Source organism: Gillisia sp. Hel1_33_143, from assembly GCF_900104765.1.
Classification (GTDB): Bacteria; Bacteroidota; Bacteroidia; order Flavobacteriales; family Flavobacteriaceae; genus Gillisia.
Genome location: NZ_LT629737.1, coordinates 874,593 through 898,391 on the forward strand (window position 1 = coordinate 874,593; position 23,799 = coordinate 898,391).

The window sequence follows — 23,799 nt, forward strand, 5'->3', positions numbered from 1 at the left end:
GCTAAATCTGTTTATCTAATGCTGATATTACTTTTGCTGCTTTCTCATAATCTTGTTCCATAGCTACATTAGAGCTTGGAGTATATCTGGCAAATTCACAACTTGTAAGAAGTGAAATAAACTCTGTACGGGTTTCCGGGTCTGCATTTCTTTCCTGCAATAGCTCCATAACCCTATCTTTACTCATATCGCTGGTTTGAATATGCAATTTGGCCTTAAGATAATTATGCAAAGCTCGTTCTAAAGCTATATAAAATGTTTTTTGATCACCAAGATTCTTCTTCGCCTCAGAAAGATATTTTCTGGCTAATTTATTTGCCTTTTTTCTCTTATTTCCAGCAACATCTCCAGCAATAGCTTCTTTCTTTTTACCTAAGAAAATGGCTAATAGAATAAAGATTCCAGGAGACAATAAAAGCGCCCAAAATAGAGTAGACCCTAAGAAAGCTCCGCTATTAATTGATTTTAAATTGGTATTTAATTTAATATATCTAAACTGTTCTCCTGCCTCTACGGTTTGTTTTGCTACAGAATTTCCCGAGCCAGGAGTATAATTACTTCCTGCAGGTGCACTTTTCACATCTAATAGAATCTCATCAGAATTTATGGTCTTATAACTTTTACTCTTCAGGTCAAAATATGAGAATGATAAAGCTGGAATAGGGAATTTACCTTTTTGCGTAGGTACAATGGTATAATTATCTGTAATGCTACCTTGAGTTCCTCTAAGATCTGTTTTCACATTCTCACTGCGTTCCGGTTCATACTGCTCTAAAGAAGATGGAACTTCTAAACCTGGAAGGTCAAATAGTTTTAAGTTTCCATTTCCACTTACCTGTACCTGTACATTCAAAGATTCTGTAGCTGCAAGATCTGTTTTGCTAGGAACAACTTTAAAGCTAAAATCTCCTACGGCCCCAGTAAATCCTGCCGGCTTGTTTTGAGTAGGTAATGCTTTTACATTTATAGACCTTTTTCCTGCTGCCACCGTTTTATCTATGGTTTCATACAACCTTCCTCCAAAAATATCTCTTCTATCACTTGGTACATCTACCGCTACAGACAGAGTAAGAGGTTCTATGTCTAACTCCCCGGTTTTTTGAGGATATAGAATGGTTTTTCTAAGAACTACGTATCTGTAAGGCTCACCTTCGTATTGCCCTGTTTCTATCTTTAACTGTCTTATATCTATATTCTGACTCCAGAAATCGCTGTATACCGGATTGTCCAATTCTCTCCAATTGCTTACACTAACTCTCGGACTCACATACAGTTTATAAACCACCGTAATAGCTTCATTTAAATAAGGGTTTGCATTAGAGATCTCTGCCACAAGATGCAGATTCTCTGAAGCTACAAAATCTGAATTATTACCGTCTTTGGGAGTTTCAACAGCAGCAGTAACTTCCACCTGTAATGGAGAAGTTTTATAAGTATTTCCTTCTACGGTGATCTCTGCCTGGCCAATGGTAAACTTTCCTCTGCCAGAAGGTGCAAGAAAATAAGAATACGTTTTAGAATAAGATCTTTTCCCATTGATCCAAGTATTGCTTACAGATTGATTTGGACCTCCCACCACTGTAAACCCACTAAAGGCAGGAGCTTTAAAATCGTCACCATCCTGATTCATTTCAAAATCTACTCTAAGGCGTTCGTTCACACCTAGCTTTTTCTTGCTTACATTGGCTTCAAACTTAACTTGAGCTTGCATAGAGCCAGCAATGGCCATAAAAAATAACAGTATAAAAATTCTTATGTTCATTTTCTTATATCTTGTTATTGATCTTTTATTAATATCTATTAAATAAAGGAATTACCAGTCTTTCTCTGTTCTGGTCTTTGCTCCTTTTGCTTTTTGAGCATTGATCTTATCTTGCACCTTTTTCTCTTCGTTATTCATAGCCTCTAACAAATTCTTAATTTGTTGTGGAGATAGCTGCCCAGGTTGTGGTTGCTGCTCTTGAGGCTGTTTTTCACCGTTTTGATCTTGCTTATCTTTTTTATCTTTCGGCTTTCCTTCATCATCCGGTTTCTCAGGCTCCTTTTGCTGATCATCTTTCTGGTCTCCACCTTGATCTTCCTTCTTATCTCCTTCATTTTTATCTTTATCCTGATCTCCCTTATCATCCTTATCTTTATTCTTATCCTCCTGATTCTTGTCCTGATCTTTCTTATCATCGTCTCCTCCACCCTCATTTTCATTTTGCTCCTTTTCAAGCATTTTCTTAGCTAGAGCAAGATTATATCGGGTTTCATCATCTGTAGGATTATTTCTAAGCGCATCTTTATACGCTGCCACCGCTTCCTGATATTTCTTCTGCTTCATATACGTATTTCCTAAATTATGAAATACTTCATGCTTAGCGGCTTTCGTTTCAGCAATAGATGCAGCCTGCTTGTATTTTTCTTCGGCTTGAGAAGCTTTTTCTTTACCATAATACATATTTGCCATATTATATTTGGCGGTAATATTCTCTGGGCTTTTAGCTATTGCCTCTCTATAAGATGCCTCGGCACTTGCAAAATCATTATCTCCTAATTGATCTTCTGCGGTTCTTAGAAGTTCTTGAGTTTCCTTTTCCAGCTTCTTATCGCTCTTCTCATTTGTTTGAGCATAAGATATCTGAAAGCAACATAACCCAATGGCTACTATTAGATGTTTATGAAATGTCTTTACTAAATTCCTCATCTTCCCTCTATCCTTTTCTTTCGTTAAATAAGTTCAGTTTCTTTATCCACGCTGTTTTTCTTTCCAATAAGAAAATATCAATTAATAATAGTAAGATACCTACTCCTAAGAACCATTGATATTGAGACTGATAGTCTGCAAATTGCTTAGCTTCAAATTCGGTCTTATCCATATTTAAAAGCACCTCTTTTACTTTCTCTGTAACCTGTGATGTAACATTTCCCGGAATATATTCTCCCTCCCCGGCATCAGCAATATCTTCCAAAGTTCCTTCATTCAACTTGGTAATTACGGTCTCTCCATTCTGATCTTTTTTATAAGACCGAATAACTCCGTTCACTTTCATAGGTATAGGACCTCCCTTTGGAGTTCCTACACCTATAGTAAATATTTGAATTCCTTTATCTGCGGCTTCTTTTGCAATTTCTTCAGAATTACCTTCATGATCTTCCCCATCACTTATAATAAACAAAACTCTACTGGTTTGATCGTCATCATTATAATACGTAGTAGCAAGATTAATAGCTTCATTTATAGCCGTTCCCTGAGATGAAACCATATCGGTATTCATGGCCTGAAGAAACATCTTTGCTGATGCGTAATCTGTGGTAATTGGTAATTGTGGAAATGCACTACCTGCGTAGGCGATAATTCCGATCCTGTCACTAGCCAAATTATTGATAATCTGAGTAACAAGCTGCTTGGTTTTTTCCAATCTATTAGGGGCAATATCTTCTGCCTCCATACTTTTTGAAACATCTATAGCAAAAACAATATCTACTCCTTCCCTTTTTACGGTCTCCATCTTTGTACCGATCTTAGGATTAACTAAGGCTACTATAATACATGCAAAAGCAAGAAGTAAAATAATGAACTTTAATACAGGTTTAAATCCCGACCTTTCCGGACTCAAAATTTCCAGCATTTTTTTAGAGGCGAATTGCTGCTGATGCTTTCTTTTCCATAGCAACAAAAGCAAGAATATCACTACCAAAATCGGAATGATAAGCAACAACCAGAAATATTTTTCTTCTTCTAAAATAGTCATTAGAACCTCTCTTTATCTTTTAAACAAATCCTTTAAAGATGGTAGACCTCAGCAGGAATTCCAACAATAATAATAATCCGGCAATTAGCAATAATGGCCTATATTCATCTGCATAGTTATAGAACTTAAACTCTTCTATATCTGTTTTTTCTAGGCTATCTATCTCTTTATAGATCTCTTCTAATTTTTCATTATTTGTGGCTCTAAAATATTTTCCTCCTGTAGTATTTGCTATATCCTGAAGCAATTTTTCATCGATCTCCACCTTCTGATTTCCATATTGAAACTGTCCATTAGGTAATATTCCAACAGGAGTAAGCGCTACCCCATTACTTCCAAGACCAATGGTATAAACCTTGATCTTATATTCTACCGCAAGCTCACTGGCAATCTTAGGATCTATAAAGCCTGCATTGTTAACCCCATCTGTAAGCAAAATAATAACCTTGCTTTTCGCTTTACTGTCTTTTAATCTATTAACAGCAGTAGAAAGTCCCATTCCAATAGCAGTACCATTCTCTAACACCGTATTAAATTCAGTATCTGCCAATGCACTTAGAACAATGGTTTTATCGCTGGTTATTGGAGATTTTGTAAAACTCTCTCCGGCATATTCCACCAGTCCTATTCTATCTCCCGGTCTGCCTTTAATAAATTCGCCAGCAACTTCTTTCAAAGCCTCTAATCTATTAGGCTGAAGATCTCTTGCTAACATACTGGCAGAAACATCAATTGCTAATACTATGTCTATACCCTGAGTTGAAGATGTCTTACTAGAAACATTGGTAGTTCTAGGTCTTGCCATGGCAACGATCATTAATGCCAAAGCAAGTAACCTTAAAACAAAAAGGGAATGTCTTAGGGTAGGCAAAATACTTTGTTTTACTTTAAAGCCTTTTATACTGGAAATTCGTACTTCTGCGCGTTGCTTGTTTCTTTTCCAGAAATACCATACTGCAGCAATTGGTAATAATAGCAATAGCCAGAAAAACTGCGGATTTTCGAATGTAAAATTATCAAACATCAATTTCCGGATTTATTGAATTCTACTGAATTTATGATACGATTGGCAATTTCATCTGCACTCTCATCCCCTTCAGCATAGATTACAGTAACCTGCTGAAATCCTCTATTTTGAGCAAAATTAAGAATCATATAATTTTTCTTTTCAACTTGTTCTGAATTTGAAACCGGAAATTCTAAAGTACCATATACCTTTTTTCCGGGAATACCCTGGATAGTTGTAAAATCTTCATCTTTTAAGATGATATTCTTAGCACCCTTTTCTTCTAAATTCGCATAGATACCATCTACTGCCTTCTGAAGATCGAATTGTACATTTTCGCGATATTTCACGGTACTTAAAACTATGAACAATGGCTCTCGAGGGGCTCCATAAAGAAACATCTCTCCCCCTACCATCATTTCTTGTGTTTCTGGAGGCACATTAAAATCACCTCTTTTTAGAACTCTAGGAGTAGTAATTGTTACTGCAGGATCTCCATAATCACTATTAATCCAATCTCCTTCTAAAAGTTCTTTAGTATCATTCCCAAAGATCATATCTCTAAAAGATGAAAAGCCATTTAAACTAATAATTATAGAAACTGCAATTATTATAACCGCAATGGCGCCACCAATAGCTAGTTTAACCTTATTTCTTCTCTTTCTTTTTTCCTGCTCCAAGCGATAAGCTTCATCTTTTAATCGCTCTTCTTCTGTAGGCTCAGGAATTGCAGCTTTAGTATCTTTAATAACATGCTCTATAGTAGATCTATCTTCTTTTGCTGTAATAATATCTGGTTTAGAATTAGCAAATTTTGCAAGATCTGCACGTTGCAAGATCTTTTTAAGATCGTCTATAGTATTTCTGCTAAGATTTAATTCTTTAGCAGCCATTTTCAGCTCCAAATAAGTAATTAACTCTGAAGTGGTACTTTCCATGGCTCTAAGATGAACTTCATCTTCCAGATACCTTCTTACAGCTTCGGTTAATTTTGAATAATATTCTTTAGTCTCTCTATTTTCTAATAAATGAGATTCATCTAATTGCTGTAGCTCGAATAAAGCTCTTTCAAAAGGAGGTAACTTTTTAGCTTTTTCATCTCTTTTCTTTTTCTGTTTGAAAAGATAATATCCTAATGCCACTAGTAATAATATACCTAGTACCCACCAAAGCCAATTTGGAAACTCAAAGCCTTGAGGCACTTCCATTGCAGGTTTTATGGGAAACATTTTTTGTTTGGTAGTATCTACCACAATGTCTGCAACCTTTACCACCATAGAATCTGTGAGGTAAGGCCTATCATTTATGATAATGCGTTGCTGTGGGATGTTATAACTTCCTGAATCAAATTGGGTTAAAGCGTATTCTTTAATTAATTTGAACCTATTATCTAGTCTGCTGGTATCTGTTTTTAAAGACTCTACCACCTCTAAAGGGTTAAAGGTTTTTCCTTCCGGAAATACTACAAGATGTGTAGAATCTGTCTCAACGCTTATTTTGTAGATGATCTGTTCCCCTATCTTAATTTGCGAAGAGTCTATAGAGGCTACTATATTAGGCTGTTGCGCAAAAGATTTTGAAGTATTTAAAAATATAAAACAAAAGAATAGCGCTGCAAGCAGGCTATTAATCTTCTTGGCTTTTCTTAGAGGTTCTTTTAAAAGAATATTTTCTTGAGCCAATGTATAATCAAACTTTGTCATGTTTAGTACTTATGCTCTAGTTTTAAAATAAACCAATAGTTTTTTTGCGTAGCTCTCATCGACTCTGGTGCTTAACATTCCGGCACCACTTTTAGAGAAACTTTCTTTAAAATAATTTTCTCGCTCTTTAAAATGAGCTGCATATGAATTTCTAACCGACTTAGAGCCTGTGTTTACCATAAGTAAATCATCGGTTTCTCTATCTAACATTTGAACCAGACCAACATTTGGCATACTTTCTTCACGCTCATCATAGACTCTAATCCCCGTAACGTCATGTTTACCACTAATGATCTTTAAAGTATGTTGATACTCTTCATCCATAAAATCTGAAAGCACAAAAATGATCGCCTTTTTCTTGATTACGCTGGTCACATATTTCAAAGCTTCAGCGATATTAGTTCTCTTCCCTTTAGGTTCGAATTCTAACAGCTCTCTAATAATTCTAAGCACGTGAGATCTTCCTTTTTTAGGTGGAATAAAAAGCTCTAATTCATCTGTAAACAGCAATAACCCGATCTTATCATTATTTTGAGTTGCTGAAAAAGCTAAAGTAGCAGCAATTTCAGTAATAACTTCCCTTTTATATTGCTCACCAGATCCAAACAGTTCTGAAGCAGAGATATCCACCACTAGCATCATGGTAAGTTCTCTCTCTTCTTCAAATACCTTTACAAAAGGTTCATTATAACGGGCAGTTACATTCCAATCTATATTTCTAACATCATCTCCAAATTGATAACTTCTCACTTCACTAAAAGTCATCCCTCTACCTTTAAATGTAGAATGATATTCTCCCCCAAACACATGATTGCTCAAACGCTTGGTCTTGATCTCAATTTTTCTAACCTTTTTAAGTAATTCTTTGGTATCCATTTTCTATAATAGCTCTTAAAGAAAGAGCATCATTTAATTTTACAAAAGTGATTGTGCTATTCTTACAACAATCTATGGTACCTCAACCTCGTTAATGATCTTACTAATAATATCTTCTGAAGTTATATTTTCTGCCTCTGCTTCATAGGTAATCCCAATTCTATGTCTAAGCACATCATAAACAACAGCTCTAACATCTTCAGGAATTACATAACCTCTTCTTTTTATGAAAGCATAACATTTAGCCGCAATTGCCAAATTTATACTACCTCTTGGAGACGCTCCAAAATTTATAAGAGGTTTTAAATCTTCTAATTTATATTTCTCTGGAGTACGGGTTGCAAAGATAATATCTAAAATATATTTCTCGATCTTTTCATCCATATACACTTCACGAACAGCTTTCTGTGCAGAAGCAATTTGCTCTAAAGATACCACCGGATTAACTTTCTCAAATCCACCTTTTAAATTGGCTCTTACAATTAATTGCTCTTCGGCCATTTGAGGATATTTGATCACCGTTTTTAACATGAATCTATCCACCTGAGCTTCCGGTAAAGGATACGTTCCTTCTTGCTCTACAGGGTTCTGAGTTGCCATTACCAAAAATGGTCTATCTAGAATAAAGGTTTGATCCCCAATAGTAACCTGCTTTTCTTGCATGGCCTCTAGTAAAGCCGATTGCACTTTTGCTGGAGCTCTGTTAATCTCATCTGCTAACACAAAATTTGCAAAAATCGGACCTTTCTTTATGCTGAAATCATTCAACTTCATATTATAGATCATAGTACCAACCACATCGGCAGGTAAAAGATCTGGAGTGAACTGTATTCTGCTAAAACTACCGTGTACTGCTTGAGACAAGGTGTTAATGGCCAACGTCTTTGCAAGTCCCGGAACACCTTCCAATAATATATGCCCCTGACTCAAAAGCCCAATAAGCAACCTTTCTACCATGTGTTTTTGACCAACTATAACTTTGTTCATTTCTGAAGTTAACAGGTCTACAAACTGACTTTCTCTCTCAATTTTTTCGTTCAGGCTAGAAATGTCTACCGATGCATTGCTTTCTATCATAGGTATTATATTTTTTGAATGTGAAGATATTTATTAGTTACAAAAAGTGCAAATGATACAATTATTGAACCATTTGGGTTAAAATTAAATAAAAAATAAAGGCTAATTGAAATTTTCATCTTCAATTAGCCTTTATATATAAATATAGAGAAATCTATTACTCTAAAAATATAGTTTCTAGATCTAAGGTTTCTCCTGTTTTTACCTGAACATCATTCATAATTTTTACCGTTAGTCCAGAGCTTATAGCCGGAGTTATTTTTAACTGATAAAGCCCTGCAGGTACACCTTGTAATTCAAAATTTCCATTTGCATCTGTATATGCAGAAACAGTGCTAGAAGCATTTTGAATTTTAACTACACTTTGAAAAGTTGTAGGGTGAACAGATCCTTTAATGGTTCCGGTCTCTATTCCATTAGAAAGTCTAATTACAGGTTTTAAAGCAAATCCTCCACTAGTACCCGCAGCTACAATAGATTGATCTACATCAAAATCCAACAAGAAATTATAAGTTTCTCCTGCAGCTAATTCTTGATCTACTTTGATCTTTAGTCCAGATTGTTGAGCGCTAGGAGTACTAAGAGCTTGAGATTCTCCATTTACCACTACCGTATTATTATTCCCTAATACCAATCTAATCTGTCCTAAATAACCCGCAGGCACATCTGTATCTGCTAAAAGTTGAGTTACTCCACCTGTTAACTCTAAAAGGTCATACACTCCTGTCTTAACACCTCCAAGACTTTTCCAACCTTCTTCTCCTTCTGTACTGGCATCTGCTTTGATCATTACGTCTACCACATCTACAAAAACAGCGTCGTAATCTCCAGGTGCATCGGTCATGCTTACTGTAATTCTCGCACTCCCATTGTCAGAATCATCATCATTGCTACAGCTAATAAGTGATACCATTGCAAGAGCCACTACCAACATAGGCAAAAGTCTCATTGATCTTAATTTCATCCAGTTCATTTTCATAATTATTATTGATTATTAGTTTAATGTGGATAACGCACTATTATCTATTTCATTTTACAGAATTCTTCAATTAACATTATTTAACAAGCTTTGATAAGGGTTTAATATCCATAATCATCTTACTTGCAATACATTTTATAAATTGTGGTCATCAAAAAAAATTCAACATTTAACATATATGAAAAAGACAGCACTTATTACCGGAGCTACAAGCGGAATTGGGGAAGCAACTGCTCGTGAATTGGCAAAGATGAATATTCATCTAATTTTATGTGGGCGTAGAGAAGATGCGCTGGAAAAACTTAGCGCAGAACTTTCTTCTCAAACTAAGGTTACCACGTTAAAATTTGATGTTAGAAATAAAGAAGAGATCAATAATCAGATAAACAGTTTGCCACAAGATTTTAAGCAAATTGATATTCTAATTAACAATGCAGGAAATGCGCATGGCCTAGATCCAATTCAAGATGGAGATACAGAAGATTGGGATGCAATGATAGATATCAATGTAAAAGGTTTGCTCTATGTTACTAAAGCAATCATTCCGCAAATGACGGAAAGAGGATCTGGCCACATTATAAATATTGGTTCTACAGCCGGAAAAGAAGTATATCCAAATGGTAATGTGTACTGCGCCAGTAAATTTGCTGTAGATGCGTTAAACCAAGGAATGAGAATAGATCTTAACAAGGCAGGTATTAGAGTGGGCGCTGTAAATCCAGGACTTACCCATACAGGCTTTAGCAACGTAAGATTTAAGGGGGATGATGAGAAAGCAGAAAATGTATATAAAGGATTTGACCCGTTACAACCAGAAGACATTGCAGAGATCATTGCCTTTGTAGTTACCAGACCTTACCACGTAAATATTGCAGATCTTACAGTAATGCCCACCGCACAGGCAAGCAGTACTATAATCAATAAAAATTAGAACGGTCCTGGCATTAAATTATAAATATTGAATTTAGGAAGAAGTGTTATAAAAGCTTCTTCCTAAATCTTATTTCAGCTCTTTAGTATGATTAACAAACGGCTTTTAATTAAAAACTTACTCGCTCATAATGATGAGAGCAGTTTTTATGACAAAAAACGAAAGCTGAATATGGATCAAAAAGAGGGAAAGGCCAAGTTCTTAAAACACGTATGTGCGCTTGCAAACTCTAACCCTAAAAATAACTCCTATATAGTTATAGGTGTTGAAGATGAAGACAATAGTATAAAGGGTGTAGACTTTTTTGATGATAGTAAGATTCAAAATCTTATTAATGCCTATTTAGAGAACCCACCATTGGTATCTTATGAAAATATACCTTTTCCGCATCTGCCTGATAATTTGGTAGTAGGTCTTGTAACTATAAGATCTAATCACGAGAAGGTTTGTTCCCTGCGAAAGAACATCTGGAAATATTATGGCGGAACAGTTTTCATTAGAGAAGGGAGCATGAGTATGCCCAAAGATCTGGATGTAGAGATAAAAGATAATAACTCATCGATTGTAGATGCTATAGAAAAACATTCTCATAATAATATTGAACTCACGCTAGACGGCGTATTCGATTTTATGAAAATACGGCAAGATTTTCATCCAAATTATAAGGTATTTAAAGAGTACTTTGTGGTTTGCTGGGCCGGAAAAACAAAAAAAATACGTGGAGAAACCTATTTCTCTAGAGTAGATATTGAATTAATTAATGAGCAGGTTAAACTCTTTTATTCTGAGCTGGATGAAGTAAGTATTAGTTTTAATAAGGACTACTTTAAAATAGTAGAATATGTTCACCTTGGTTTAAAGAACGATCTTCATAAATATCCTTTAGAAGAGGTGATTATAAAATTTAAAGATAATGCGAGTTATGATATCCAAAGCACCCTATTATTTCAACCCCCAAAGTTCGACAGGAAAATACTATATCACATCTACAATATAAACAATGCTCTTATAGCTAAGCTTAAGAACAATTTTAAGCTTAGTAGAAATGAGGAAGAGGATCTATTAAATCTTCCGGCCACTTACCTTATTTGTTATTTTAATGATTTTGAAATGGCTATAGTAAAATTGGAAGAAGCTAAAGAGTTATTACGCACCCATAATGAAAATGCATATCAGTCTTATAAAGACAGTATCAGAATATTAAGAAAAGTAAAATACAGTTAAATGAAAAGAACGATTGCCATTGGCGATATACATGGAGGTTTAAAGGCACTTATTCAGTTAATAGAAAGATTAGAATTACATAAGGAAGATCATCTTATATTTTTAGGAGATTATGTAGATGGCTGGAGCGATTCTGCCAAAGTGATCTCTTATCTTATAGCACTGAATAAAGATCATCATTGTACTTTTCTTCGAGGTAATCATGATGATTTGGTATACCGATGGTTGAAAACCGGAGAAAAAAATAAAGAATGGTTACAACATGGAGGAGTTTCTAGTATTGAAGCTTATAAGAATATCTCTATAGAAGAGAGAAAAGAGCACCTTCATTTTTACGAACAGATGCATAATTACTACGTAGATAATGAAAACAGACTTTTTGTGCATGCGGGCTTCAGTAATTTAAGAGGGCCAAAACATGAACATCATGAAACTTCATTCTTTTGGGATAGAACCTTATGGGAAACAGCGCTTGCACTGGGAGAAACAATTTCTAAAGATCATAAATATTATCCTAAAAGATTTTTATTGTTCAAAGAGATATTCATTGGCCATACCCCGGTTACAAGAGTGGGAGAAGATAAGCCGCTAAATTTTGCTAATATCTGGAACGTTGATACTGGTGCAGCTTTCAAAGGAAAATTATCTGCAATAGATATAAAATCTAAAGAGATCTGGCAGAGTGATAAGGTCTTTACTTTATACCCTGAAGAGCAAGGTAGAAATTAAGAGCTTTTTTTTGTTAACGGCATTAATATCTTAGTATATTTGAAGCTAAAGAATTTTTGTCGCATGATTTTTGTTCATGTAGTGTAGATATTGCCAACACTTTATAGAATTTCGTTCTATAACGTTTGGAAATCCTTAAAATAGAAGCTATGGCCTTAGATAACATAAGATTAGAAGTAATGAAAACTGTCGAGAAGCAAATTGACAGTTATGTTGAAAAATATTTGATTCCTGTAGAGGAGATCTGGCAACCAACAGACCTATTGCCGAATCTTCAAAATGAAAACTACATGGACGAAATTGTTCAGATTAGAGAAGAAGCCAAAGAACTTGGTTATGACTTTTGGGTTGTTCTAGTAGCAGATATGGTTACAGAAGAAGCTTTACCAACTTATGAGTCTTGGCTTATGGATATGGAAGGTGTAGAACAACATGGTGCCTCTGAAGGGAAAGCCAATGGTTGGTCTAAATGGATCCGTCACTGGACTGGAGAAGAGAACCGTCACGGAGATACGCTTAATAAATATCTCTATCTGTCTGGAAGAGTAGACATGAGAGAGATCGAAAAGACCACACAATATCTTATAAATGATGGTTTTGACATTGGTACTGGAAGAGATCCATACAAAAATTTTGTATACACTAGTTTTCAAGAATTAGCAACTAATATTTCTCATAAAAGAGTTGGGCAATTGGCTAAGAAAAAAGGAAACAAGATGCTTTCCAAAATGTGTAGTATTATTGCTGGAGATGAAATGAGACACCATTTGGCATATAGAGAATTCGTGAAAACGATCTTTGAATATGATCCAAGTGAGATGATGATCGCTTTTCAGGATATGATGAAAAAGAAGATCGTTATGCCTGCACAGTTCATTCGTGAGTCTGGACAAGGGATAGCAGAGGCTTTTGAAAATTTTTCGAACGCAGCACAAAGATTAGGAGTTTACACAACTTACGATTATATAGATATTCTTCAGAAATTGAATGAATATTGGGAGATCGATAAATTCAACTCTCTTACAGATGATGCTGAAAAAGCAAGAGATTATTTAATCGCATTGCCAGATAGAATGACTAGAATTGCGAGTAGAATTGCAGTACCGCAAGATCAATATCAGTTCAAATGGGTTGGATCTAACGGAATGCTTTAAGATCATAACTTTTAAAATACACAAAGCCGTACTAGTAATAGTGCGGCTTTTTTGGCTGAGTACTAAATCAGTAAACATAACCAGCACAGTAACCTAAGAATTAAAACTATGAAAAAGTTATTAGGAGCCTTCCTTATCTTAATACTAATATTTATAATACTTACTTATGCTTCTGTTCTAGGAACTACCCAAGAGTTTGAAACTTGTACTGTGATAGAAAACCAAACGGACGGTTTTGGAGCTATTAAGAATCATGACTCTTTACTCATTGTGCCTTGTAATCTATATCATGGAAATGCAATAAAAACTTTAATGCAAGGAGAAAATTATAGAGAAGCATGGGCTACCCCAATAAAAGTTCCGGTTGTGCTATTAGATACGCTTATGGGTGGTATGACCATCATAAAAAAGGGAGGCGGGAAACAAACACATTCTCTCAAATTAAAAAACAAGGAAGGTATCTTATTCACTTTGAGAAGTGTAACTAAAGATCCACAAGCTTTAATACCAAATATAGCCCGCACATTACATCTTGAGAATATTATAGTAGATGGAATTTCCGGACAACATCCCTATGCGGCACTTCTAGCATCAGAATTAGCGAATAAGGCACATCTTGTTAACACTCACCCAAAGATGATATTTGTTCCAAAGCAAACAGTTTTAGGAAAATATAACAGCAAATACGGGAACAGACTTTTCTTATTGGAGTATGAAACAGAAGGCGATAAGAATTGGACTAGTTATAAAAACGCTAAGAAGATAATTGAAACTAAAGACCTTCAAGAACTAAAAGCAAAGCTTGGAGAAGATATTCAAATAGATGAAGCGGCATTGGTGAAAGCACGTTTATTTGACCTTTTAATTGGAGATTGGGATAGACATGCAGAACAATGGGGCTGGATCTTGGAAAAACATAGAAAAAAAACTGTTGCCATACCGCTGGCCGGGGATAGAGATAACGCATTTTTTGATCTTGATGGAGTAATCCCTCAAATTCTCACAAATAAGCACTTAAATCCCTTAGTTAGGCCTTATGACAAGGATATTGATCATATGCCGGGATTGGTGTACCCATTCGATATTTACTTTCTTAAAAACACCTCAGAAGAAGTATATATCACAGAAGCAAAAAAATTACAACAACTTCTCTCCAACGATGTTATTGATGAAGCTTTTAAAATCTGGCCTAAAGAAATTTATGACCTAAATGGTATTGAGATAAAAGAGAAATTTATAGCTAGAAGAAATGATCTTATGAAATATGCTAAGGAATTTCATAACGTAATAAAAGAAAGAGAGCTTCTTGAAAAACCGCTTAAGGGTTCTGAAAAAGCAGACTTAACTAGCGGAATGATCAAATGCTTTGAATGCAAATAGCCTTAAAAAAACAAAAGTCCCATCTGTAATTACAAATGGGACTTTTAAAATTTAAACAGATAATCAATTGAGCAAAAGTGATCTATAATTTCATCTCTGGAATATCACCTTCCACTATCAATTTTCCTTCTGTAGATTTCTGAATTTGTTCTACGCTCACTCCGGGTGCTCTTTCTAATAATTTAAAACCTTTATCTGTAACTTCTATTACAGCAAGATCTGTTACAATCTTAGTAACACAACCTACTCCTGTTAACGGCAAAGAACAACGTTTTAATAATTTAGATTCACCCGCTCTATTGGTATGCATCATAGCAACGATGATATTCTCTGCAGAAGCAACTAGATCCATAGCTCCTCCCATACCTTTAACCATTTTCCCGGGTATTTTCCAATTGGCTATATCTCCATTTTCTGCAACTTCCATAGCACCTAAAATTGTTAGATGAACATGTTGCCCACGTATCATCCCAAAGCTTAGGGCAGAGTCAAAAAAACTAGCACCAGGCAATGCTGTAATGGTTTGTTTTCCTGCATTAATAAGATCGGCATCCTCTTCTCCATCAAAGGGAAAAGGCCCCATTCCTAAAATCCCATTTTCACTCTGAAATTCAACATTTATATCATCTCTTACAAAGTTGGCAACTAATGTTGGAATACCAATTCCAAGATTAACATAATAGCCATCCTGAACTTCTTGGGCAATTCTTTGTGCGATTCCGTTTTTATCTAACATGTTAATGTGTTGATTTGAAAATATGTTAATTTGAAAATTATCGCTTTTTAGCTGAACTTATAATCTTTGAGATAATTTTCATTATAATATTTAAGTCTATAAATAATTGTGGATTTGGCTGAGGTAAAAACCGTGATTTCTCGCATAACTCCAACCAATATTGAGTTTTATCTGCTTCTTTTGCAGCAATTTTGAATTTATGAATAAAATCTGCCGAGCTTTCTGAATTCTGGGCTTCTCTAACATTAGCTCCTATCGATGTTCCACTTTTAAATAGCTGTGAGGCCATTTCAAATTTCTTACTTGATCAAAGCTCTTCAGTAAAAGAGATGATTTCTAATGAAAACTGAAAAGTTTTTTTAACAATAATGTTTTCTTTATCATCTCTCAATCTTTAAATTTTCAAATTGATCATTCTCAAATTATTTTTGCCTCACCGTTCGTTGTTCAATTCTCTTTTCATAATCCTTTCCTTGGAAGATCCTTTGTACAAAAATTCCTGGAATATGGATCTGATTTGGATCTAACTCTCCAGGTTTCACCAATTCTTCTACTTCTGCAACCGTAATCTTTGCGGCACCACACATTAATGGATTAAAATTTCGAGCGGTTCCTTTAAAGATAAGATTTCCGGCTTCGTCCCCTTTCCAAGCTTTTACAAAAGCAAAATCTGCTTTATAAGCTTCTTCCAGCACATACATCTTCCCGTCAAATTCTCTGGTTTCTTTTCCTTCGGCAACTTCGGTTCCATAACCAGCTGGAGTAAATATAGCCGGAAAACCTTGTTGTGCAGCTTGGCATTTTGCTGCCAGTGTGCCTTGGGGCGTAAGCTCTACATCCAACTCGCCGCTTAGCATTTGGCGCTCAAACTCTGCATTTTCTCCCACATAAGAAGAGATCATTTTTTTTATCTGCTTTTTCTGAAGCAATAAGCCAAGACCAAAATCGTCTACTCCGGCATTATTAGAAATACAGGTTATATCTTGAACGTTGATTTTCACCAATTCTGAAATAGAATTCTCAGGAATACCAGATAGTCCGAAACCACCTAACATAAGGGTCATCCCATCCTTCATTCCCTCAAGCGCTTCCTGAACGTTTTTTACAGTTTTTTTGATCATTGAAATTTCGTTTGCCGAAATTTACAAAAAGTTTGATCTTACTACAACGTTTTCAAAGAGGTTATTTCTACTAAACTATAGGAATATTAAAAATCTAATTCATCAGGAATCAATTGAGAATCTGAATTTTCTTTGCCATACTCTCTACAATTAATTTCTATAGAAAGATTTTCTGGTCTTGGAAAAGCTCCCGAAGACACCTCCAGATTTTTATCTGCGTACACTTTTTTCATGTAAGACCCCCAAATTGGTAAAGCCATTACAGCTCCCTGACCGAAAGTAATTGATGGGAAATGGACAGATCTATCTTCTCCCCCAACCCAAACTCCAGATACGAGATTTGGCACTATCCCCATAAACCAACCATCACTACCATTTTGAGTAGTTCCTGTTTTACCAGCAATAGGGTTTTTAAAGTCGTAAGGATATCCGGTCATTGCTTTCTGGTAATAAGAATTATTTACTGCCCAGTTACCACGTAAACGAGTTCCGGTTCCAGATTGGGTAACCCCTTCCATAAGATTTATGGTTACATATGCAGTTTCTTTACTTAATACATCTCTAGTTTCAGGGACTTGTTGATAGAGTATGGTTCCGTTCTTGTCTTCAATTCTATTTACAATAACGGGTTTTACGTACACACCTTCATTTGCAAAGGTGCTATATGCCGAAACCATCTCAAAAACACTCATATCTGCTGTACCAAGCGCAATAGCAGGTACTGCTGGTATATTTCTGGTGTCTACTCCCAATTTATCTAACAAATTAATAACAGGTTTAGGACCAATTTTAGCAATTAATCTAGCAGTGACCGTGTTTACAGAATTTGCTAAAGCATCTTTAAGCGTCATCATTCCTGAATATTTACCATCACTATTTACAGGAGACCAATCGTTTTGATTGCCCATTCTCCCTGCTTCAATAGTAAATCTGTTTCTTGGCAAGGTATCACAAGGAGACATTTTTAACTGATCTATGGCAGTAGCATACACAAAAGGTTTGAAGGTAGAACCTACCTGCCTTCTGGCCTGTTTTACGTGCTCATATTTAAAATGTTTAAAGTTAATTCCTCCAACCCATGCTTTAACTTCTCCGGTTTGAGGCGTCATAGACATCATCCCCGCGTTTAAGAAAGATTTATAATAAATTATAGAGTCATGAGGTGTCATAACGGTGTCTTTAATACCGCTCCAACTAAAAACGCGCATCTCTGTTTTCTTGCTAAAAGAATTAATGATCTCATCCTCAGATTTTCCTTGAGCTTTCATCTTGCGCCATCTGTCTGAAACCTTCATAGCACTATTAACAATGCCATTTACCTCATCTGGAGTTACATCTCTAAAGGGTGCAGTTTTATTCTTTTGGTTCTGTATGTTAAATTCTTTTTGGAGTCTAGACATATGCTCTGTAACTGCCTCTTCAGCATATTTCTGCATTCTGGAATCTATACTTGTATAGATCTTTAATCCATCACGATATATATTATATTCACTTCCATCAGGTTTTGGATTGTTCTTGATCCAATCTTTCATAAAGCCTTGCAGATACACTCTAAAATAAGTGGCAATTCCCTCGTCATGACCTTGAGGAGAAAAATCTAGTTTCATAGGCAATTTCTGAAGTGAATCTTTTTCTTCTGGAGTTAAAAATCCGTTCTTCTGCATTTGCTTTAACACTTGATTACGTCGATTTTCCACCAATTCAGGTCTTCTTACAGGATTGTAATAAGCGGCATTTTTTAGCATTCCAACTAAAACTGCGCTTTCTTCAATTTTAAGATCTTTAGCTTCTTTCCCAAAATAGATCTTTGCTGCAGAACGTACTCCAACTGCCTGATACACAAAATCATATTTATTGAAGTACATGGTAATGATCTCTTCTTTGGTATACTGGCGTTCCAAACGAATAGCGATAATGTATTCTTTAAATTTTTGCATCACTCTTCCCACAAAATTCTGAGAGACATCTTGAGTGAATAACAATTTTGCCAATTGTTGCGTAATGGTACTGGCCCCACCTTTTTGACCCAAGTAGATCGCTGCTCTTAAAGTTCCTTGAGCATCTATTCCAGAATGCTGATAAAACCTTTCATCTTCTGTGGCTACCAAAGCCTCTATTAAATGATCTGGAAGATCTTCATACCTAATAGGAGTTCTATTTTCACTATAATATTTACCCAAAGTTTCTCCATCAGATGAATAGATCTCTGTAGCTAAATTGGTTTCCGGGTTTTCTAGTTCTTCAAATTTGGGCATTTTTCCAAACGCTCCCCATCCAGCCATTAAGAACAGGATAATAATTGCAAGCACTCCTATTCCAAAAAGAGTCCAGAAGCCAATAATATATTTTCTAAAACCAGTTTGCTTTGCTGGTTTTGATGTAGTTTTTTTAGATGGGTTTGCCATAAGTGCAATTACATTAATTTTGGATATCCTCTATACGAAAACCCACCTCGGTAATACCTTCAAGGTTTTCAATTCCTTCTACATTGCCATTTTTTCTCATGGCTTGCTGAAGGGAAAATTTATAATTACCAGTTTCTTCAAATATTACATTTTGCTTGTACCACAGCTTACTTTCTTTAACATCTCCAAAACCAGTACCAAGCCATTCCCCGTTGGGAGCGGCCATTTCATACTCTAGAGTATCTGTAATTACTTTACCCTGAGGAAATTTAATTTGAGCGATCAAGAACAGGTTGCTATAATCAAAATCACTGTTATTTCTGATATTGATAAATACATTATAAGGTTTTACAGAATCTATAGTTTTTAGATTAAACGTAACTATAGAGTCTTTATTCCATGTAGAAGGAATTGTTTGGTATTCGTCATAAACCCTGTTAGAGTCACAAGAGAGCACTAAACATCCTAGAAATACTAACAAAACCGGTAAAAACAATTTATGCATTGTTATTATTTGAAGGTTTACCTTTTTTACGTTTGGTACTCTTTCTACGTTTCTTAGTAGCTGTTTTAGGCTTATCAAAACGAGTTAAACTATCTTGCCCAACCACATTATTAAAATCTGGATTTGCATTAGCATCTGCAGTTACTACCACTTCGTACTCTTCTAAACTTGCAACTGGCTCCTTATCTTTATTGGCTTTAATAACGAGATTTGCTTTCTCTGGAGTAAGCTTATGCCAATTCATCCAATCTCCCTCATAAGCATACCATAAAAATCCCTGAAATATGTCTATTTTTTGACATACTGCAGTACCTTTCTTAGTATATAACTTTTCTTCGGTTCTTGGAAATGATTTTAAAGCATCTAAATATGTATCTAATTCGTAATTTAAACAACATTTAAGTTTACCACATTGTCCTGCTAATTTTTGCGGATTAAGTGATAATTGCTGATATCTAGCTGCAGAGGTATTTACAGATCTAAAGTCTGTTAACCAAGTTGAACAACACAATTCTCTTCCACAAGAACCAATACCACCCAATCTAGCTGCTTCCTGACGGAAACCTATCTGGCGCATTTCAATTCTGGTATTGAATTCTCTTGCAAATTCTTTTATTAATTGTCTAAAATCTACGCGTTCTTCTGCTGTATAATAAAAGGTGGCTTTAGAAGCGTCTCCTTGAAATTCAATATCGCTAATCTTCATATGTAGATTTAAACGAATAGCGATCTCACGAGCGCGAACTTTCATCTTATCCTCACGATCTCTAGCTTCTTGCCATACATCAATATCTCTTTGCGTAGCTTTTCTATATATTTTTAAAACTTCTTCACTGTCTTCTTTAACTTTCTTCTTCTTCATTTGCACTCTAACCAATTCTCCGGTTAGCGTTACAATTCCCACATCGTGTCCTGGTGAAGCTTCTGTAGCTACTACATCGCCGATGCTTAAGGTTAAGTTTTCAGTATTTTTAAAAAAGTGCTTTCTTCCGTTCTTAAACCTAATCTCGACACAATTAAAAGGTTCTACTCCATTTGGTAAAGACATGTTAGAAAGCCAATCAAAAACTGTTAATTTATTGCATCCATCTGTTCCACACGTTCCATTATTCTTACAACCTTTAGGCGAACCATCTTTTCCGGTCGCACAAGTGCTACATCCCATATTATATATATTGAAATTCTAACAGGAGAAATCCTGCTGAATTGGATTTATAATTTATTCTAAAAGGTAAATATACCAATATTTATCGGTCTGCGCAGAACTCAATAATATTAACTATTGCTTGAATTTTAAGACTTCAGACCTACCTTTTTTAAAGATCTTATTGCTGTTAGGAATACCTTTTCTCAATGCTTTTTGCTCCTCAAAAGGCATCGCGTTTACCTCTTTGCATTCTGTAGAACAACACGTATCCATAGCTTTTGCACATTCTTCACACTGGATAAATAGCAAATGACAGGCTTCATTAGCACAATTTACATGAGTATCACATGCTTTACCGCATTGATGACAGTTAGAGATCACATCTTCTGTTATTCTCTCACTTCTACGGTGATCAAAAACGAAGTTTTTCCCAATAAACTTATTGTCTAAGTTTTGATTATCAACTTGGCGAGCGTATTCTATAATTCCACCTTCTAGCTGAAAAACATTCTTAAAACCTTTATGCTTGTAGTAAGCACTGGCTTTTTCACATCGAATACCTCCGGTACAATACATAACAAGATTTTTATCTTCTTTATGCTCTTTCAGATCATTTTCAATGATATCTAGAGAGTCTCTAAAAGTATCTACATCTGGAGTAATAGCTCCTTTAAAATGCCCTATTTCACTTTCATAATGATTACGCATGTCTACCAAAATGGTATTTGGATCATCCAATAATTCATTAAATTTGTTGGCATCTACATGAATTCCTTTGTTTCTCACATCAAAAGAGGCATCATTAAGACCATCTGCCACGATCTTATCCCTAACCTTAACTTTTAGTTTTAGGAAAGATTTAAGGTCATGCTCAATAGCGATGTTCAATCTTACATCCTTCAAAAAATAAACATCATCTATAAAAGCCTTGAACTCATCAAATCTTTTTGCAGGCACAGAAAGTTGGGCATTTATACCCTCATGCGCTACATAAATACGGCCAAGGACTTCCATTTTGTCCCAACCTATAAAAAGAAAATTTCTGAATACTTCTGGATTGCCAATTTTGGCGTATGCGTAAAAAGAAAGTGTAAGTCTATCTTGCCCAGCTTCTTCTATTAGGGCAGCTCTCTCTTTAGCGCTTAATTTATTGTACAGTTGCATGCTATACTAATTTTTAAGTTAAAAGATATTTTTTGCAAAGATATATCTTTAAATGAAAGCAAGAAAGAATGACATAGAATTACTTCCAAGGCGTTTTTTACTAGGAATAACTTAAGAAATGAATTTAGATAACCTAGCTCTCATAAGTACTACAGTTAAAATTACCTATTCTACCACAATAACTTTTTAAAGCTAATTAATTAAAAACTTGAAACCTTATAATCTAGGTGATCATCATACGCATTATGGAGTGGTAAAAACCGGAATTAATTTTGAAAAGGTTACGGCCTAAATATTGTAGTGATAGAAAAGATATGTTATTTTAGCATCAAGGATAAAAAAAGTAAAAATGAGTAACGATAAAGAAAAAGAAGCTAAACTAAAAGCCCTGAAACTCACCCTAGATAAGATGGATAAAACCTACGGTAAGGGAACAGTTATGAAGATGAGCGATCAGGCAGTTTCTGATGTAGAAGCAATTTCTACCGGATCTTTAGGATTAGATTTAGCTATGGGCGTGGGAGGATATCCTCGTGGAAGAGTAATTGAAATTTATGGACCAGAATCTTCTGGTAAAACTACCTTAACCTTACATGCAATTGCAGAAGCTCAAAAAGCTGGAGGTATTGCTGCATTTATAGATGCAGAGCATGCATTTGATAGATTTTATGCAGAAGCATTGGGAGTAGATCTTGAAAACTTAATAATTTCTCAGCCAGATAATGGAGAACAAGCTTTGGAGATCACAGATAATTTAATAAGGTCTGGAGCAATTGATATTATTGTAATTGACTCTGTAGCAGCCCTTACTCCTAAGAGTGAAATTGAAGGAGAAATGGGAGATTCTAAAATGGGATTACATGCCCGTCTAATGTCTCAAGCACTTAGAAAATTAACGGCTAGTATAAGTAAGACCAATTGTACAGTGATCTTCATTAACCAATTGCGTGAGAAGATTGGTGTTATGTTTGGAAATCCTGAAACTACTACCGGTGGGAATGCCTTAAAATTCTATGCTTCTGTGAGATTAGATATTAGAAGATCTACACAAATAAAAGATAGCAACAGTAACGTACTTGGAAATAAGACAAGAGTTAAAGTTGTAAAGAACAAAGTGGCTCCACCATTTAGAATGGCAGAATTTGATATTATGTACGGGGAAGGTGTTTCTAAAATTGGGGAAATCATCGATATTGGAGTAGATTACGAGATCATTAAAAAGAGTGGATCTTGGTTTAGCTATGAAGATACCAAGCTAGGACAAGGAAGAGACGCTGTAAAAGCGATCTTAAAAGACAATCCGGATCTTATGGATGAGCTTGAAACAAAAATTGTGAATGCAATAAAACTAGCAAAAGAATAGTTTTATTAAAGATATGAAAATTAAAATCCCGATTATTCGGGATTTTCTATTTCCAAACGCAACCTTTTCTTTCTTCTTGCATCTGTTAAGTATAACCTACTTGAAAAAGTGCCACCTCTTTGCAGATGAAAAAAAGTATCATCATATTTAGCATTGTAATTTTACAAGGCTGCTCTGTTGATGATAACTCAAATGGAATCATACAAGATCTGGCACCCATTACTTCCGTAAATATTCCAACTTCCTTTATAGCTTCAAAATCTTATGAGATGGGTATCAATTATGAACGACCTTCCAGTTGTCATTATTTTGCCGGATTAGACATCACTCAAAAGAACAACGAAGTAACTATTGGAGTTGTAAATCATTCAAAAACAAGCAGCAGCAATTGTTCCAAGAGTGGAGACCTTTCAAAAACGACTTCATTAAAATTTGTTGTAGAACGTAATGATTTTTATATATTTAGATTCTGGAAGGGTGAGAATTCTTTAGGTGAAGATGAATTTATTATTAAACAAATCCCCGTAGCCCAGCCAGATGATGAATAATTAACGAAAAATCC

Annotated in this window: 22 protein-coding genes; 7 read left to right on the top strand and 15 right to left on the bottom strand. The window is 35.2% G+C overall.

Going from position 1 to position 23,799, the window contains the following annotated elements; all coding sequences use genetic code 11:
* Position 1: 1 nt before the first annotated feature.
* From BLT84_RS03850 to BLT84_RS03885, 8 genes are all read right to left on the bottom strand, one after another.
* Positions 2-1,762 carry a BatD family protein gene (locus BLT84_RS03850; RefSeq protein WP_091263023.1) on the bottom strand — a complete coding sequence of 587 codons (1,761 nt, stop codon included), beginning with the start codon at positions 1,760-1,762 and terminating at the stop codon, positions 2-4.
* Positions 1,763-1,813: 51 nt separating this feature from the next.
* Positions 1,814-2,689, bottom strand: coding sequence for a tetratricopeptide repeat protein (locus tag BLT84_RS03855; RefSeq protein ID WP_091263024.1), 876 nt, complete (start codon positions 2,687-2,689; stop codon positions 1,814-1,816).
* A 7-nt stretch (positions 2,690-2,696) separates the two neighbouring features.
* On the bottom strand, positions 2,697-3,737 hold the full coding sequence (locus BLT84_RS03860) for a vWA domain-containing protein (RefSeq protein ID WP_091263025.1): 1,041 nt from the start codon (positions 3,735-3,737) through the stop codon (positions 2,697-2,699).
* 19 nt (positions 3,738-3,756) lie between these two features.
* Complete coding sequence (locus tag BLT84_RS03865) at positions 3,757-4,761, bottom strand: vWA domain-containing protein (protein WP_091263026.1); 1,005 nt, start codon at positions 4,759-4,761, stop codon at positions 3,757-3,759.
* Entirely contained in the window at positions 4,761-6,446 is a 1,686-nt protein-coding gene (locus BLT84_RS03870) for a BatD family protein (RefSeq protein WP_231929460.1), read from the bottom strand. The genes BLT84_RS03865 and BLT84_RS03870 overlap by 1 nt, the downstream gene beginning before the upstream one ends.
* Before the next feature lie 9 nt (positions 6,447-6,455).
* On the bottom strand, positions 6,456-7,322 hold the full coding sequence (locus BLT84_RS03875; RefSeq protein WP_091263027.1) for a DUF58 domain-containing protein: 867 nt from the start codon (positions 7,320-7,322) through the stop codon (positions 6,456-6,458).
* A gap of 72 nt (positions 7,323-7,394) precedes the next feature.
* Positions 7,395-8,399: an AAA family ATPase gene (locus BLT84_RS03880; RefSeq protein ID WP_172822440.1), complete on the bottom strand. Its 1,005-nt coding sequence runs from the start codon at positions 8,397-8,399 to the stop codon at positions 7,395-7,397.
* 157 nt (positions 8,400-8,556) lie between these two features.
* Entirely contained in the window at positions 8,557-9,363 is an 807-nt protein-coding gene (locus tag BLT84_RS03885) for a DUF4382 domain-containing protein (protein WP_231929463.1), read from the bottom strand.
* Between the two features lie 193 nt (positions 9,364-9,556).
* Here BLT84_RS03885 and BLT84_RS03890 point away from each other — a divergent pair, with 193 nt between their 5' ends.
* From BLT84_RS03890 to BLT84_RS03910, 5 genes are all read left to right on the top strand, one after another.
* Complete coding sequence (locus BLT84_RS03890; RefSeq protein WP_091263029.1) at positions 9,557-10,309, top strand: SDR family NAD(P)-dependent oxidoreductase; 753 nt, start codon at positions 9,557-9,559, stop codon at positions 10,307-10,309.
* An 87-nt stretch (positions 10,310-10,396) separates the two neighbouring features.
* Complete coding sequence (locus BLT84_RS03895) at positions 10,397-11,533, top strand: ATP-binding protein (protein ID WP_091263030.1); 1,137 nt, start codon at positions 10,397-10,399, stop codon at positions 11,531-11,533.
* Positions 11,534-12,262: a metallophosphoesterase family protein gene (locus BLT84_RS03900; RefSeq protein ID WP_091263031.1), complete on the top strand. Its 729-nt coding sequence runs from the start codon at positions 11,534-11,536 to the stop codon at positions 12,260-12,262.
* 149 nt (positions 12,263-12,411) lie between these two features.
* Complete coding sequence (locus BLT84_RS03905) at positions 12,412-13,416, top strand: acyl-ACP desaturase (protein WP_034887750.1); 1,005 nt, start codon at positions 12,412-12,414, stop codon at positions 13,414-13,416.
* Between the two features lie 108 nt (positions 13,417-13,524).
* Positions 13,525-14,796, top strand: a complete 1,272-nt coding sequence (locus BLT84_RS03910) for a hypothetical protein (RefSeq protein ID WP_091263032.1) — start codon at positions 13,525-13,527, stop codon at positions 14,794-14,796.
* A gap of 82 nt (positions 14,797-14,878) precedes the next feature.
* Here BLT84_RS03910 and BLT84_RS03915 read toward each other — a convergent pair whose 3' ends face one another.
* The 7 genes from BLT84_RS03915 to BLT84_RS03945 form a co-directional block, all read right to left on the bottom strand.
* Positions 14,879-15,532, bottom strand: a complete 654-nt coding sequence (locus tag BLT84_RS03915; RefSeq protein WP_034887286.1) for a CoA transferase subunit B — start codon at positions 15,530-15,532, stop codon at positions 14,879-14,881.
* Positions 15,533-15,569: 37 nt separating this feature from the next.
* A complete protein-coding gene (locus tag BLT84_RS03920; protein ID WP_317039995.1) occupies positions 15,570-15,821 on the bottom strand; it encodes a four helix bundle protein in 252 nt (83 codons plus the stop codon).
* Between the two features lie 133 nt (positions 15,822-15,954).
* Positions 15,955-16,653 carry a CoA transferase subunit A gene (locus BLT84_RS03925; RefSeq protein WP_034887283.1) on the bottom strand — a complete coding sequence of 233 codons (699 nt, stop codon included), beginning with the start codon at positions 16,651-16,653 and terminating at the stop codon, positions 15,955-15,957.
* An 86-nt stretch (positions 16,654-16,739) separates the two neighbouring features.
* On the bottom strand, positions 16,740-19,058 hold the full coding sequence (locus BLT84_RS03930) for a penicillin-binding protein 1A (protein WP_034887281.1): 2,319 nt from the start codon (positions 19,056-19,058) through the stop codon (positions 16,740-16,742).
* Positions 19,059-19,071: 13 nt separating this feature from the next.
* Positions 19,072-19,563 (bottom strand): gliding motility lipoprotein GldH, encoded by a 492-nt coding sequence (locus tag BLT84_RS03935; RefSeq protein ID WP_091263034.1) that lies wholly within the window; start codon positions 19,561-19,563, stop codon positions 19,072-19,074.
* Entirely contained in the window at positions 19,556-20,728 is a 1,173-nt protein-coding gene (locus BLT84_RS03940; protein ID WP_091263036.1) for a stage 0 sporulation family protein, read from the bottom strand. The genes BLT84_RS03935 and BLT84_RS03940 overlap by 8 nt, the downstream gene beginning before the upstream one ends.
* Before the next feature lie 114 nt (positions 20,729-20,842).
* Positions 20,843-21,874 carry a rhodanese-related sulfurtransferase gene (locus BLT84_RS03945; RefSeq protein WP_034887275.1) on the bottom strand — a complete coding sequence of 344 codons (1,032 nt, stop codon included), beginning with the start codon at positions 21,872-21,874 and terminating at the stop codon, positions 20,843-20,845.
* A 349-nt stretch (positions 21,875-22,223) separates the two neighbouring features.
* Here BLT84_RS03945 and recA point away from each other — a divergent pair, with 349 nt between their 5' ends.
* Both recA and BLT84_RS03955 read left to right on the top strand, forming a co-directional pair.
* On the top strand, positions 22,224-23,237 hold the full coding sequence (gene recA, locus BLT84_RS03950) for a recombinase RecA (RefSeq protein ID WP_034887273.1): 1,014 nt from the start codon (positions 22,224-22,226) through the stop codon (positions 23,235-23,237).
* A gap of 125 nt (positions 23,238-23,362) precedes the next feature.
* Positions 23,363-23,785: a hypothetical protein gene (locus BLT84_RS03955; RefSeq protein ID WP_091263038.1), complete on the top strand. Its 423-nt coding sequence runs from the start codon at positions 23,363-23,365 to the stop codon at positions 23,783-23,785.
* Positions 23,786-23,799 lie beyond the last annotated feature (14 nt).